Below are 13,811 nucleotides of genomic sequence, written 5' to 3'. Positions count from 1 at the left end.
CGCGGAGATAGAGCTGCCGGTGCAGCGGGTGCGCCTGAAGCCTGGTGACCTCGATGTAGCGAAGGTGACCGCAGCGGCGGCATGTCATTTCCAGCCGATCGCCCGGATCGAGGTCCAGCACCTGAAGGGTGTCAGCCCAGCTCATGCGAAGTCCTCGGCAGACGGAATGCGGGTGAAGCTGATCTTTCCGCCGACATTGCCGCCTTTGGGCGGATCCCATGGACCGACGCTGACGAGCGTGCGCCCAAACTTCGCATTGGCGCCATCGATGGCACGCCCCAGCCGTTCCCAGCGCTGACGGTCATCGTCGTCATCGTCGAGAAGGTCCAGCTGGCGCTCGCCTGCCGGGGTTAGTGCGCCAAGGGTGACGCCTACGCGGAAGATCTGGCGGCTTTTGCCGGCTGTGGTCTGAAGTTCTGACCATAAAAGCAGGAGTGACTGCAGAACGGCGGCATCATCCTGCACCTGCCGCATCACGCGTTCCCGGCCCCACCAGCCATCCTTCAGGCTGGCATGCAGCATCAGCAGGCTGCTGGTGTAGCCTTCCCGCCGCATGCGTCTGGCTGCCTTCACGGCCAGTAGGCGCGCGATGTCCCGCGCGGCTGGCAAGGTACGGCCTTCGGGTGGTAGCACGCGCATATGGCCGAACATGCCGCGCTGGCTGGGCGGTGCCTCTATGGCATAGCCGTGGAGCGCGTACCAAAGCCGTTCGCCCGACACATTGCGCCAAAGCGCACGCGCCTCTTTCGGGGCAAGGCGTAACAGGCCTTCGGTTGTCTCGACGCCGGCAATGGCCAGCCGCTGGGCCATGCGGCGGCCAACGCCTGGCACATCCTCCAGCGGGATGCGTATCAACGGCCCGGGCATGTCCTGCGGGCGCCACACGGTGCAGCCGTCCGGCTTGCCGACGGCGCATGCGATCTTGGCCAGATGCCGATTGGCGGCGAACCCCATGGAGCAGGTGATACTGGCGCCGATGCCATAGCGGATTGCGCGCTTGATCCGCTGGGCCAGCGTATAGGGGTCGGCGATGTCGTCGGCGCCAAGGCGGCAGGCCAGTTCGTCGATGGATTTCACGGTATCGATGGGAATTACGGCGTGGATCTCCGCCACCAGCGCATTGTGTGCGCGGCGGTACATCTCCGGCTTCTGCGGTACCAGGATGAGGTCGGGGCAGATCGACTTTGCTTCATCCACGGGCATGATGTTCTTGACGCCACGCGCCTTTGCCTCGCGCGAGCAGGCAATCAGGATCGCGCGCGTCCCGCCGACATAGGGGATGACCCCCACCGGCCGCCCACGCAGCCGCGAATCGATCTGCTGTTCGACGGACGCAAAAAAGCCGTCAAAATCCAGATACATATGTTCGATGGTGTCGGGGCGTCGCATGCGCGAAGCATATTGGACGAAACGGAACAAATAAAGAACATGAGTCTGGATGACAGCGCAGATTGGTGATGGCAGGGTGCGGCCATGTGCAATTTGTATAGCGCCACCACCAATCAGGAGGCTGTCCGTCGCCTGTTTCCGAAGATTGCGGATCGCGTCGGCAACCTGCCTGCCCTGGCGACAATTTATCCGGACCAGGAGGCGCCGATCGTCCGCAATGGATCGGCGGGTGATCTGGAACTGGTGATGGCACGCTGGGGTATGCCGTCACCGGCATTCGCGCTGGAGGGCAAGAAGACCGATCGCGGCGTCACCAACATCCGCAACACCGCATCCCCGCACTGGCGGCGCTGGCTGGGTGTGGAGAACCGCTGCCTCGTTCCCGTCACCGCCTTTACCGAACCGGCCCGTGCCGCAGACGGCAAGAGCCGCAACCAGTGGTTTGCGGCAGTGGATTCCGATCAGCCCATGTTCTTCGCCGGGTTATGGACGAGGTGGACGTCAGTGCGGAAGCTGGCGGAGGGCGAAATAACGGTGGATCTCTATGGGTTTTTGACGACCGAGCCGAACGATCTTGTCCGGCAGGTCCACCCCAAGGCCATGCCGGTGATCCTGACCGAACCGATGGAATGGGACATCTGGATGGCCGCCCCTTGGGCGGATGCCAGGGCGATGCAACGGCCTTTGGCTGACAGCGTGTTGGGCGCGGTAGACCGGTAACGCCGACATTCCAGACGTTGGACTTCCGTAACGAAGATCCTGAAACCTGCCGTTCGTTTGCCGGGAGTAAAGGGGCTCCCCGCCGGAGCGGAGAGCCATGATAGTTAAATCTCAGTTCGCTCGGAGAGCGTAAGGGCGTCGTCGACATCGACACCCAGATAGCGAACGGTGTTCTCGATCCTGCTGTGGCCCAAAAGGATTTGCACAGCTCGCAGGTTGCCGGTCGCCTTGTAGATCATCGAGGCCTTGGTTCTCCGCAACGAATGCGTGCCGTACTGTCGAACATCAAGGCCAACGGCCGTCACCCACTCGTCAACGAGACGAGCATACTGTCTTGTGCTCAGATGCCCGAGATAATCCACACGGCTCGGAAACACGAAGTCGTCGGTGTAACCGCCTCGACGCTCCAGCCAGGCCAGCAGGCTCTTGCGTGCATCGGCCATCAGTTCGAACTGCACTGGCTTGCCAGTCTTTTGCTGGACGATGGTGGCGCGGTTGCGGATGGATCCTCCGACGGCAATGTCACCGATCTTCATTTTGACTATGTCGCAACCACGCAGCTTGCTGTCGATCGCGAGGTCGAACATCGCCTTGTCCCGTAGTCGTCGATGCTCGTCCAAGTAGAAGCGGATCGCCCAGACGTCTCTGGGCTTCAGTGGTCGTTTCGCGCCGACAATCGTTCCCGCGTTCCACGGACGACGCTCTCGCACAGCGGGATCCAGATCAGAATGTCCCATGACACTTCTCCAATGGCCGGAATGGCCAATGGCAAAATACCGCTCTTTGAATGGCAGGCGTGAAGTGTTAGAACCGCAGTATGAACGCAAGCCTGAAGATCACCAAGATTGGCAATTCCGCCGGCGTTGTTCTGCCAAAGGAGCTGCTGGCAAAGCTGCGCGCAGGTGTCGGCGATACGCTGTACGTGTCCGAAACGCCTGAGGGCATTCGGATCACTGCCGCCAATCCGGATTTTGCGGAGAAGATGGCTGTGGCCGAGCGGATCATGCGCGAAGATCGGGACATCCTGCGCGTTCTGGCGAAATAGCCATGACAGCGTCTGTCGAGCCGGTGTGGCTCGAGCTTGAGCTTGCCCTTGCCGTTCACGACCGACAATTGGCTGAGCACGGTGGACCAGTTGGTGTGCGCGATCCTTCGGCCCTGGAATCGGCGCTCGCCCGCCCGCGCAACCAATGGGCTTACGGAGAGACCGATCTGTGTGCGCTTGCGGCCGCCTATGCTTTCGGCATCGCGCGCAACCATCCGTTTACGGACGGCAACAAGCGGACGGCATGGGTGCTGGCTCGCCTTTTTCTGGCGCTGAATGATGTCCCTTTAGCCTTCCGGCCCGAAGACGCCATCGAAATGGCCCTGCGACTGGCGGCCGGAGAATTGACCGAAGACGAGGTTGCGGCCTGGTTCGCCGCAAGACGGGCATGATCCGCCGACGAAGCCGACATCCCCGGCCTAGACCGAGTGCCCGATAACCGAAGGCGGTTCAGGCATGCTGGCGTGGCGGGAAAAGATTCCAAAGCGGAATGGCAGGTTGTGGTTGGCTTACCTGTCGAATTCGCTGTCAGCGTGGATCAGCGTCCGCTGCTTCAGCTTGGGGCGATTTGGCGCCGTCGCCGTCTGCGGTGCGATACTGTTCGAAGAAGGCGAGCGTGCGCACGATCATGTCCGGGGCGTTCAGCGTCATCGAGTGGGTGTCGCCCTCGTAGATGTGGAGCGCAAATGGCGTGCCGGCCTTGTTCAGCCCCCGCGCCACGTCGAGCGCGTCCTTGACCGGCACGCGCCAGTCGGCAGTGCCATGAAACAGGATAGTGGGCACCTTGATCTCATCCGCCCACAAGATGGCAGAGCGGCGGTCGAGCGCGGCCTCCGGGTCTGCGGCATAGTCCGTCATCATGCGGGCCTGCATCGGCATCAACTTCGGCCGGTTCGCGTCGCGAACACTGCCGGCGCCGGCGCGGATGGCCATGGCGCGCATCGGAAACCCCTCCCGCGCCAGCATATAGGCCTGCATCCCTCCGCGGGAGCCGCCGAACACGAAGGTCTGCGACGTATCGACATAGCCTAGCGCTTGCGCCAGCGGCACAAGGTTCCGGACATCGTCAAGGTCGCCCCGGCTGCCAAAGCCATCAGCGCCGTCGCTGCCCGGCCCGCCGCGATACTGCGTGGCAAGCACCACATAGCCGGCCTTCAGAATGGCGTACCAGCCCTGGTACATCCATGGCTGCATCGGGCCGAACTTGTTGTTGCCGCCGCGCAGCGCAATCAGCAGCGGCAGGCGCTTGCCTTCGGTCTCGATAGGCTTCCACAAGAGGCCGGCGATCCGCAAGCCGCCACTTGCGTAGCTGATGACCCGGCATTCGAAGCCCCGATAGGCTAGCCCCTCCTCGACCCGCGCCCGATCCGAGAGCGCCGCCGTCAACTGTGCGTCGCTGATCGGCGGCATGACCAGGTTTTCCGCACGCGCCGCCTCCACCTCGCTGTCGAGGTTCGTGCGCATCATTCGGACGACGTCCTCGTAGGAGCGGTTCGGATTGGGCGGACAGGGTTTGGACGACAACAGCGTGCCATCCGGGGCATCAGTATGCGCCAGTGCGGGACCCGCGGTGAGGCAAAGCAGGCTGAAAAGCAGAAGCAGGTTTCGGCTCATGCCGGCACCCTCCACCGTATCAATCGGCCGACAGGCGACCGCCGGGTCCTGATGGAACAGGAAATGAAGATGTGGCTCATATGCACCCCCGATTGCAGTGGTGACACAAGCAGAAACCGGACGCCAGAGTGAGTAGCGGGCTGCATTCCGGAAGCTGCGCGACCCGTTTGAACGACTGAATTCGTCGCAAAAGCAGCCATTCGCGCTTGCGCGTGCGCCTGGCATGATCCGCCGACTTTCCGGACATTGCGTGATCGCGATTCAAGGCACGAAAGCAGCCGCTAGACTAACGGGCATTCAGCAAAGTTTGCAAGCGCATCAGCCGCTGACAGCTACCAGCGCAAGAAGCGTGGCAGCAGCAGCCGGCCGACCAAGGCGGCGATCACTACGGGCACTGAGTGACCCAGCCCAAGATGTGCGAACCCGTCGATCGGGCAATGCAGCGAAAAGGCGAAGATGCCGATGCTGCCCGATGCGATACCCACCAGCGCCCCCGCCCTCTCGGGCGAGACGGGTGCCGCCCGCCTCAGCCAGAGGATCAGCGGGACGGCCGTCACCAGGCTGAGGGCGAGCGCATCGCCGACGCAAGCCCACTCCACCGTTCCCGATGGAATCCGGCCATCGGGGGCATTGAGCAGGATCGTCAAAAGCGCGCCGGCCGGCAGCAGCGCCGCCATCGCCAGCGTCCACCGCCAGCCGGAGGACCGCCGCCCGACTTCGGGGGTGCCCAGCGCAATGGCGCTGGAGGCCGTCGCCAGCCCCAGCAGCAGCCACAGCCCGCTTGCCAGCGGAACCAGCGGCGGCGCGGCGCCCGCCATCAGGTCGGCGCGGATGCCGAACCAGAGGGCCGTCACCGCCAGCGTTGCCAGCACGGCGGCCGCAAGCCAGCCCAGCCCGGTTCGGCGGCGCATCGGGCGCACCGGGGTCAGTTCTGCCGCCAGCGCTGCAATCAGTGTGTCGCTATCCTTGGCCATCTTCAGTCCATCTGCTCGACGATCAGGGAGAGCTTACGCAAACCCCTGTGTATGTTCACCTTTACCAGCGGCTCGCTCTGCCCGGTGGCGCGCGAGGCTTCCGCAATCGACAGCCCCTCGATCTTCACAAGCTCGATGGCGCGCGCCTGCGCCGGCGGCAGATGCGCCAGCAGCCCGTCCAGGCTCATGCGGGCAACCACATCGGCCTCGTCGTCCTGAAGCGCCGCCATGTCGCTGTCGATTTCCACCTCGTTGCGGCGATAGCTGCGGCGCAGCTGATCGACCCAGCGATAGCGGGCGATGGCGGCCAGCCATGGCAGGAAGGGGCGCGCAGGATCATAGGTTGCGCGCTTGCCATGCACCGACATCAGCGTCTCCTGGATCAGGTCATCGATCTGGCAGGGCGGAACGCGGCGGCCATAGAAGCGCTTCAGCCAGCCGGCGCATTCCTGCAGCAGCTGTGCATAGGCGCGACGGTCGCCACGCTGGGCTTCGGCCATCAGCCGGCCAAGCGTGACGCCGTCGGCCCTCATGCTGGGCTGAGCCGGGCCGCCAGCAGATGGTCTACCGAAAGCCGCCCGCCGCCGCGCACGATCAGCACCAGCGCCAGCGCCGCCCACAGCGAATGTACCGGCCACCAGGCCTGCGGGTAGACGAAGATCTGGATCACCATGGTCATCCCCAGCAGACCCAGCGCCGACAGCCGGGTGGCAAGCCCCAGCACCAGCAGCACGGGCAACACATGCTCGGCCGTCGTCGCCAGGATGGCGGCGAGGTCCGATGGCAGCGGAACGCCCCCATATTCCTCGGCGAACAGATAGTAGGTGCTGTCGCTGATCGTGAACAGGCTGCCGTCGGCGATCTTGGCGCGGCCGGATCGCCAGAAGACGCCTGCAAGCGACAGCCGCGCCAGCAGCAGCGCCAGCGCCTCGGGCCAGGCGCTGCTCACGCCATCACGCGCCCGGCCCGCCAGTCTCCAGAGCGCCGTCACCGCCGCCTCACTTCTTCTCGGTCAGGGAACCGGGCCCCTTCGGCGTCTGCATCTTCAGGCAGCTGCCTTTCGGAACCAGCTTCCAGGCATTGCCCTGATAATCCGTCGTGGAGGTGCCTGCGCAGCTGGTTCCGGGTCCGGCGGCGCAGTCATTCTGCCCGGCCTTCGATACGCCATAACATTTTTCCATGGCCGGCTTGCTCTGGGCGTGGGCGGCCCCTGCGATCCCGGCGGCGACTGCCGCCGCCAGCAGGGTGCCTGTGCGTGTGATATTGCGCATGTCCTGTCTCCCTCCGGGTCGGCCGAACGCCGCCCTCTGCTGACCTGTTCGATGGCACCTGCCCGGAAGTTACAGGCGGTCCGCGGATTGTCGGATATTGCCCGGTGTAACCAGCCGCACCCTTCGTGCGTATCCCGGATAGCCACTTCGGCTGAATCAGATGGGAGCAATTTCATGACCCAACACACCACAGGTATCGCCATCGCATCGGCCGCTGCGCTGTTCGCCCTTTCCGGCATGGCGCTGGCCGCCCCGTCGCCGCAGGGCAGCAATGGCCGCGCGCTCACCACCACCGACACCGTGCATTGCTATGGCCTGCACAGCTGCAAGGGCAATTCCGACTGCAAGACGGCGGAACATGCCTGCAAGGGGCAGAACGCCTGCAAGGGCCATGGCTTCAAGGCGATGCAGGCGGGCGAATGCCTGAAGGCTGGCGGCACCATCGGCGACCTCGGCTGACAGGCGCGCCGCCCGGCCGTTTCCCCCTGCGGCCGGGCGGCGAAACCGCTGAAAGAAGCTGACATGCAGCCTCTCATCCCGCCCTTTACCGGCTTCGGCCTGGGCCTGCGCCGGGAGCATTATGCGGCATTCCTCGACGCGCCGATGCCCGATGTGGATTTCGTGGAGATCATCTCCGAGAATTTCATGGTCGAGGGCGGACGGCCGCTCGTTGTGCTGGATGCCGTGCGCCGGACGCTTCCGGTCGCCATGCACGGCGTCTCGCTCAACATCGGCTCGGCGAGCGGGCTCGACCGCGACTATCTTGCGCGGCTGCGAGCGCTGGCGGACCGGCTGGATCCGCTCTGGGTTTCGGATCATCTGTGCTGGACCGGCGTCGATGGCGGCAACAGCCATGACCTGCTGCCGCTGCCCCTGACGGCGCAGGCGCTGGAGATCGTCTGCGAGAATATCCATCAGGCACAGGATGCGCTTGGCCGGCCCATGCTGTTCGAAAACCCCTCCAGCTATGTGCAGTTTCCCGGGGACGAGATGCCCGAATGGGCGTTCCTGTCGGAAATCTGTTCGCGGACGGGCTGTTGCCTGCTGCTGGACATCAACAATGTGTTCGTCAGCTGCACGAACCATGGCCTCGATCCGCGCGCCTGGCTGGCAGGAATCCCGGCCGACCGGGTGCGGCAGGTGCATCTGGCGGGCCATAGCCAGGGCTCCGACATGCTGATCGATACGCACGACGCGCCCGTTGCCGATCCGGTCTGGGCGCTGCTCGCCGAAACCCTGCCCCGGCTGGGGCCGGTGGCGGTGATGATCGAGCGCGACGATCATATCCCGCCGCTGCCGGAGATTCTGGCGGAACTCGCTATCGCCCGCGCGATTGCAGCCGGTGCAGGCGGGCTCGCCCGATGCGCCTGATCGAGATGCAGCGCGGCTTCCTGGGAACCGTCTCCAGCGCGGGAGAGCCTGACGATGGCGGCTGGCCGCCGTCGATGCACGCGGGGCTTCAGGTCTATCGCAACGCCTATCGCGCGCGGCTGATTGGCTGCCTGCAGGAAAGCTTCCCCAAATGCCGCGCATGGGCCGGAGACGCTGCCTTTGATGCAGCGGCCAGCCACCATTGCATCCGCCAGCCACCGACCAGCTGGACGCTGGACGCGCTGGGCGCGGGCTTCGACGCTACGCTCGCCGAGCTGTTTCCCGACAACCCCGAGCTTGCCGAATTGTGCTGGCTGGAATGGCAGATGGCGAGGCTGTTCACCGCACCGGATGGGGCGCGGCTGGATGCAGGCAGCTTCACGGAAGCCACCGCCCGTTTTTCCGAACGGGATTGGGAGGAAATGCGCCTCGTCATCGCGCCCGAACTGGTGACGAGGCCGCTATTCTACGACGTCACGCCCATGTGGACGGCAATCGGCGCGGACATACCGCCTTTGCCCAACGCACGCCTACCGGTGCCCGGAACGGTTGCAGTCTGGCGGGCGGGGCTTGAGCCCTGCTTCCGCCTACTCCCCGATGACGAGGGAGCGGCGCTTGCAGATGCGGCCAACGGCGTGGCTTTCGGCGAGATCTGCCGTAGGCATGCGGAATCAGTAGAGCACGAAGGCGCCGCAGCCCGCTGCGGGCAATGGCTGGGCCGCTGGACGATGGACGGCCTGATTGCCGGACTTCGGTAGCCGCCGACAAATCCGACCTTCGGCGAAAATGTCGAACGCCCGATAGCGGTCTGCCATTCAGACGACCCGAAACAGCGAGATTTGATCCAACCTCTTTGGCCGCTTGGGAAGTCACCGACTGCTCAGCTTGCCGGCGCCTTCAGATGCTGAACGAAGAAGTCCACGATCTCGGTGGTGGAACGCACGCGGTTCACCGTCTTGCGCCAGCCATGGCCTTCATCCGGGAACAGGGTGTAGCGAACCGGCACGCCACGCGCCTTCAGGCTGGCGACGATCTGCTCGGCCTCCACCACCGGCACGTTTGTGTCGTTGGCGCCGTGCAGCACGAACAGCGGTGTGGTGATACGGTCCAGCTTGTGGATGGGAGACAACTGCTTCAGCATTTCGGCCTGAGTTTTCGGATCGCCATATTCGGTGGTGGAGATCGCCGCCATCCAGGGTTCGGTTTCGCGGAAGAAGCTCTCGAAGTTCACGACCCCGAAAAGATTGACGCCGGCTGCAAACATGTCGGGGAATTCGGTGACGCCGGCCATCACCATATAGCCGCCATAGCTGCCGCCCATGATGCCCAGACGCTTGGGATCGGCAATGCCCATCCGCACCAGCGCGTCGGTTGTTGCCTTGATGTCCTGCACGCCGTCCACGCGCTTGGCGCCATCGTCCATCGCCATGAACGCCTTGCCGAAGCCGGACGAGCCGCGGACGTTGGGTGCGAACACCGCGATACCGTTGGCGACCAGCGCCTGCGCGTCGGGGTTCATCGTGGGGCGGGCCTGCCCTTCCGGGCCGCCATGATAGTTGAACACCAGCGGCAGCGGCCCCTTGGCGCCCGGCGGACGGTACAGCCAGCCAGACAGTTTCACCCCATCGGCCGCCTGATATTCGATCAGCTCGGGGCGAACCAGCTTGCCCAGATCGACGCCGTCATGGCGGCTCTGCGTGAGCCGGGTCAGCGCGCCGCTTGGGCGATCAATGCTGTAGATGTCACCCGTGCGGTTTGCGGAGAAGCCGGTGAGCAGGAGTGTCTTGCCGTCCTGCGACAGCTCATAGGGGGAGACAATGTCCAGTGGCAGCTCCGGCCCGGGCGTGATCCCGCCGCTCGCGGTGTCCAGCCAGTCCAGCTTGCTGCGGCCGTTGGCGTTCCACACCAGCGCGGCGGTCTTGCCGTCGTCGCTAAGCAAGGCGCTGTCGGCCACGGCATCGTCGCGGGTAGCGAGATAGCGGATCGGCGAAGGGGTGCCGTCGGCCGCCATATCGATATAGCCGAAAGCCTGCCGGTCGCGCCCGATATTGGAGCTGACCCAGAGCCGCCTGCCGTCGGGAGACAGCTCGCCCCAGCCCGTCTGCGCCTTCCCGTCGTGCGGGGTCAGCAGCAGCTCCCTGCCCGATTTCAGGTCAATGAGATGGAGGTTGTTGTCGCCCCGGCCGACCAGACGAGTGACGATGGCGCGGTCGCCGCGCACGTCGGTGATGCTGTTCAGCCCGGTGTTGGAGGTGAGGAAGCGCCATTCCCCGCTGGCGGCGTTGATCAGCGCGGCATCGCGGGACGATGGGTTTCGCGCATTGTTCTCTGCCAGCAGGTAGCGGCCGTCACGCGTCCAGCCGTCCAGCCCGTTGTTTTCCTTGCCGCCCGGAGACAGCCTTCGGGCACTGGTGCCGTCGGGCTTCACGACCCAGATCTGCGTGTTCAACCCGCCGCCGGGCAGCACCTGATAGGCAAGCTCGTCTGCCGTCGGGGACCAGATGACAAAACCGACGGGATCGGTGAGGTTGGTGATCTGACGGGCAGGCGCGTTGCCACCGACATCCTGCACCCATATCTGCGGCACGCCGCTGCTGTTCGACACATAGGCGAGCCGCTTGCCGTCGGGCGAGAGCGTTGGGGAAGTGGCCGAATTGATCCGGCCCAGCGCGCCGACGAGCGCGGCAACGCCCGTGCCGTCAGCTGTGGCCGGCTGAGTCATGGCTGGAACACTCATCAACGACAGTCCGGCCAACAGCACCAGCTTCATTCGCATCACTCATCCCCGTTTTGGCAAATTCCTGAACTGGGAGCGTGCGATAGGAAAGCGGGCAAGTAAACTGTGCAGAGCGAACGCTCAGCATAGGCGTGCATGGCTTTTGAATTTCCGATGCTGCACCTCGTGCAATCCAGGTTACTAGGCCGATCTGTCGCTTTGCAAACCTACCGCAACTGGCGTTTGGGGCGGCAATCGCCGACATTTCTGACATTCCCGACCTTCATCGCATGCCCCGAGAGCTGCCGTCCGTTCATCGTATCGCAGACCGGCGACGCTGCAATGTTTGGCCGGGTGCGAACTGTCAGCGACAGCTACGAACGAACCAATCCCGCAAACTCGACCGGCGTCTCCACCGGCTCGTTCCGATCCTTGCGCTCGGAGTATCGGTCGACCAGTTGATCGGTGTGGGGACGTAGCAAAACGGTGAACCGCACCAGCTCCTCCATGACATCGACAATCCGGTCGTAATAGCTCGACGGTTTCATGCGCCCATTGTCGTCGAACTCATCGTAGGCCTTGGCGACGCTGGACTGGTTGGGGATGGTGATCATCCGCATCCAGCGGCCGAGGATGCGCAAGGTGTTTACGCTGTTGAACGACTGCGAGCCAGCGTTGACCTGCATCACCGCGAGCGTGCGGCCCTGCGTTGGGCGAACCCCCTTCATGGCCAGTGGCAGATGGTCGATCTGCGCCTTCATAATGCCGGTGATCTGCCCGTGCCTTTCAGGGCTGCACCAAACCTGCCCTTCTGACCAGATCGAGTGCTCGCGTAGTTCATGGACTGCTGGATGGTCGTCGTAAGGAAACAGGTCGGGCGGCGGGAGATCGGATGGGTCGAAGATGCGCGTCTCGCAACCAAACAGCTGCAACAGCCTTGCAGCCTCCTCCGTCGCCAAACGCGAGAAAGAACGATCCCGCAACGAGCCGTAGAGCAGCAGGATGCGCGGCGGCGGGTCGAGTTCGCCGAGATCCAGCGCAGGTAGACGATGCAGATACTCGGGCCTCAGCGCCGGAAAATGTTCGGGGTCTGGAAGAGTGCGCAAACGGCTCATGTATTATCCTTGGTGGCAACGTTGGGCGTGGTGGCAGGAAACCATCGGCGGCCCAGCCAGAAGGCAACATTCACCAACAGGATCAGCACCGGCACCTCGACCAGCGGGCCAATCACGGCTGCGAAGGCGACCGGCGATGCAAGGCCAAAGGCCGCGATGGCAACGGCAATTGCCAGCTCAAAATTGTTGCCGGCTGCCGTGAACGCCACCGCCGTGGTGCGGGGATAATCCGCCTCGATCAGCTTCCCCATCCAGAAGCTGATGAGGAACTGGACAACGAAGTAGATGACGAGCGGGATGGCGATGCGGATCGCGTCGCCCGGCAACGTCAGGATGTCCTGCCCCTTCAGGCTGAACATGGCCAGGATGGTAAACAGCAGCGCCAGCAGAGTGACGGGGCCGATCTTTGGCAGGAAGCGCTGTTCATACCAGTCGGCGCCCTTGCGTGCGACCAGCAGGCGCCGGGTGAGGAAGCCTGCCGCAAACGGGACGCCGAGATAGATGAGGACGGCCTGTGCGATGGTCCAGAAGCTGACGTTGATTACGCTGCCTCCCAGCCCCAGCAGCGGCGGAAGGAACATGAGGAAGAACCAGGCGTAGACGCTGAAGAACAGGATCTGGAACAGCGAGTTGAACGCGACCAAGGCCGCAACATACTGGTTGTCGCCCTTCGCCAGCTGGTTCCAGACGATCACCATGGCGATGCAGCGGGCAAGGCCGATGAGGATCAGGCCGGTCATGTATTCGGGATGGTCGCGCAGGAAGATGACAGCGAGCGCGAACATCAGCACCGGACCGATAATCCAGTTCTGCACGAGCGAGATGGCAAGGATGCGCTTGTCGCGGAACACCAGAGGCAGTTCCTCATAGCGGACTCGGGCGAGCGGCGGATACATCATCAGGATGAGCCCGACCGCGATAGGCAGGTTGGTGGTGCCGATGCTGTAGCTGTCGATGGCGGCGGGCAGGCTCGGGAACAGCGCGCCGAGGCCAACTCCGATTGCCATCGCGATGAATATCCAGAGCGTCAGGTATCGATCAAGGAAAGATAGGCGTGGGCGTGCGGGGCTGTTCATGGGTCTTCAGGCGCCCACGCGTTTGCCGCTGGCGTCGATGACCTGCTCGCCGTCTTCCTTCGTGAATGCGCCCTGTTGTGCCGTTGGCAGCAAGCTGAGCACTTCCTCGGACGGACGGCAGAGCTTGACGCCCAATGGTGACACGACGAGCGGGCGGTTGATGAGGACCGGGTGCGCCATCATGGCGTCGATCAACTGCGTGTTGGTCAACTCTGGGTTGCCGAGATTGAGGTTGGCATAGGGCGTGCCCTTTTCCCGCAGCAGGTCGCGGGGCGAAATGCCGGCCCTTTCGATCAGGCTTTCCAGCATCGCCCTCGACGGCGGCGTCTTCAGATACTCGATGACATGCGGCTCAAGCCCCGCGTTGCGGATGAGGCCGAGCGTGTTGCGCGAAGTTCCGCACTCCGGGTTGTGATAGACGATGATATCGGTGGGCATTGGCGAGCCTCTCAGCAGCAGGCGAGTTCGGAGATCAGCGGCGCGCACAGTTCCGGGCTTCCCGCGCAGCAGTCCTTTACGA

The 13,811-nt window shown here is 63.9% G+C and carries 17 protein-coding genes; 6 read left to right on the top strand and 11 right to left on the bottom strand.

Features of this window, described 5'->3' with window-relative positions:
• Positions 1–141: 141 nt before the first annotated feature.
• A complete protein-coding gene (locus FJQ54_RS15340; RefSeq protein ID WP_140929304.1) occupies positions 142–1,389 on the bottom strand; it encodes a Y-family DNA polymerase in 1,248 nt (415 codons plus the stop codon).
• Positions 1,390–1,473: 84 nt separating this feature from the next.
• On the opposite strand from FJQ54_RS15340, the gene FJQ54_RS15335 reads away from it, so the two are divergent.
• Positions 1,474–2,109 (top strand): SOS response-associated peptidase, encoded by a 636-nt coding sequence (locus FJQ54_RS15335; RefSeq protein ID WP_140929303.1) that lies wholly within the window; start codon positions 1,474–1,476, stop codon positions 2,107–2,109.
• Positions 2,110–2,213: 104 nt separating this feature from the next.
• On the opposite strand, the gene FJQ54_RS15330 is transcribed toward FJQ54_RS15335, so the two are convergent.
• A complete protein-coding gene (locus tag FJQ54_RS15330) occupies positions 2,214–2,846 on the bottom strand; it encodes a tyrosine-type recombinase/integrase (protein ID WP_140929302.1) in 633 nt (210 codons plus the stop codon).
• 80 nt (positions 2,847–2,926) lie between these two features.
• Here FJQ54_RS15330 and FJQ54_RS15325 point away from each other — a divergent pair, with 80 nt between their 5' ends.
• Both FJQ54_RS15325 and FJQ54_RS15320 read left to right on the top strand, forming a co-directional pair.
• On the top strand, positions 2,927–3,154 hold the full coding sequence (locus FJQ54_RS15325) for an AbrB/MazE/SpoVT family DNA-binding domain-containing protein (protein WP_140929301.1): 228 nt from the start codon (positions 2,927–2,929) through the stop codon (positions 3,152–3,154).
• A 2-nt stretch (positions 3,155–3,156) separates the two neighbouring features.
• On the top strand, positions 3,157–3,546 hold the full coding sequence (locus FJQ54_RS15320; protein WP_140929300.1) for a type II toxin-antitoxin system death-on-curing family toxin: 390 nt from the start codon (positions 3,157–3,159) through the stop codon (positions 3,544–3,546).
• Positions 3,547–3,682: 136 nt separating this feature from the next.
• Here the strand turns inward: FJQ54_RS15320 and FJQ54_RS15315 are convergent, their stop codons facing one another.
• From FJQ54_RS15315 to FJQ54_RS15295, 5 genes are all read right to left on the bottom strand, one after another.
• Positions 3,683–4,768 (bottom strand): alpha/beta hydrolase family protein, encoded by a 1,086-nt coding sequence (locus FJQ54_RS15315; protein WP_181160192.1) that lies wholly within the window; start codon positions 4,766–4,768, stop codon positions 3,683–3,685.
• Positions 4,769–5,100: 332 nt separating this feature from the next.
• On the bottom strand, positions 5,101–5,742 hold the full coding sequence (locus tag FJQ54_RS15310; protein ID WP_140929298.1) for an NrsF family protein: 642 nt from the start codon (positions 5,740–5,742) through the stop codon (positions 5,101–5,103).
• A 2-nt stretch (positions 5,743–5,744) separates the two neighbouring features.
• Positions 5,745–6,275, bottom strand: a complete 531-nt coding sequence (locus FJQ54_RS15305; protein ID WP_140929297.1) for a sigma-70 family RNA polymerase sigma factor — start codon at positions 6,273–6,275, stop codon at positions 5,745–5,747.
• Positions 6,272–6,733 (bottom strand): DoxX family protein, encoded by a 462-nt coding sequence (locus FJQ54_RS15300; protein ID WP_181160191.1) that lies wholly within the window; start codon positions 6,731–6,733, stop codon positions 6,272–6,274. The genes FJQ54_RS15305 and FJQ54_RS15300 overlap by 4 nt, the downstream gene beginning before the upstream one ends.
• A 7-nt stretch (positions 6,734–6,740) precedes the next feature.
• Positions 6,741–7,013, bottom strand: a complete 273-nt coding sequence (locus FJQ54_RS15295; RefSeq protein ID WP_140929296.1) for a BufA1 family periplasmic bufferin-type metallophore — start codon at positions 7,011–7,013, stop codon at positions 6,741–6,743.
• Positions 7,014–7,187: 174 nt separating this feature from the next.
• On the opposite strand from FJQ54_RS15295, the gene bufA2 reads away from it, so the two are divergent.
• The 3 genes from bufA2 (at position 7,188) to FJQ54_RS15280 (ending at position 9,142) form a co-directional block, all read left to right on the top strand.
• Positions 7,188–7,472, top strand: a complete 285-nt coding sequence (gene bufA2 / locus FJQ54_RS15290) for a BufA2 family periplasmic bufferin-type metallophore (RefSeq protein ID WP_140929295.1) — start codon at positions 7,188–7,190, stop codon at positions 7,470–7,472.
• A gap of 63 nt (positions 7,473–7,535) precedes the next feature.
• Entirely contained in the window at positions 7,536–8,384 is an 849-nt protein-coding gene (gene bufB, locus FJQ54_RS15285) for an MNIO family bufferin maturase (protein ID WP_140929294.1), read from the top strand.
• Entirely contained in the window at positions 8,375–9,142 is a 768-nt protein-coding gene (locus FJQ54_RS15280) for an HvfC/BufC family peptide modification chaperone (protein ID WP_140929293.1), read from the top strand. Before bufB ends, FJQ54_RS15280 begins: the two co-directional genes overlap by 10 nt.
• A gap of 122 nt (positions 9,143–9,264) precedes the next feature.
• Here FJQ54_RS15280 and FJQ54_RS15275 read toward each other — a convergent pair whose 3' ends face one another.
• The 4 genes from FJQ54_RS15275 to arsC form a co-directional block, all read right to left on the bottom strand.
• Positions 9,265–11,160: a S9 family peptidase gene (locus FJQ54_RS15275; RefSeq protein WP_140929292.1), complete on the bottom strand. Its 1,896-nt coding sequence runs from the start codon at positions 11,158–11,160 to the stop codon at positions 9,265–9,267.
• 314 nt (positions 11,161–11,474) lie between these two features.
• Positions 11,475–12,215 carry an arsenical resistance protein ArsH gene (gene arsH / locus FJQ54_RS15270; protein ID WP_140929291.1) on the bottom strand — a complete coding sequence of 247 codons (741 nt, stop codon included), beginning with the start codon at positions 12,213–12,215 and terminating at the stop codon, positions 11,475–11,477.
• Positions 12,212–13,291 carry an ACR3 family arsenite efflux transporter gene (gene arsB / locus FJQ54_RS15265; protein WP_140927256.1) on the bottom strand — a complete coding sequence of 360 codons (1,080 nt, stop codon included), beginning with the start codon at positions 13,289–13,291 and terminating at the stop codon, positions 12,212–12,214. The genes arsH and arsB overlap by 4 nt, the downstream gene beginning before the upstream one ends.
• Before the next feature lie 6 nt (positions 13,292–13,297).
• Entirely contained in the window at positions 13,298–13,729 is a 432-nt protein-coding gene (gene arsC / locus FJQ54_RS15260) for an arsenate reductase (glutaredoxin) (RefSeq protein WP_140927255.1), read from the bottom strand.
• Positions 13,730–13,811: the final 82 nt, after the last annotated feature.

The organism is Sandaracinobacter neustonicus (genome assembly GCF_006385875.1).
GTDB classification, from domain to species: domain Bacteria; phylum Pseudomonadota; class Alphaproteobacteria; order Sphingomonadales; family Sphingomonadaceae; genus Sandaracinobacteroides; species Sandaracinobacteroides neustonicus.
Note: the sequence above shows the minus strand (reverse complement) of the source record. Positions and strands in the feature narration are given on the sequence as shown.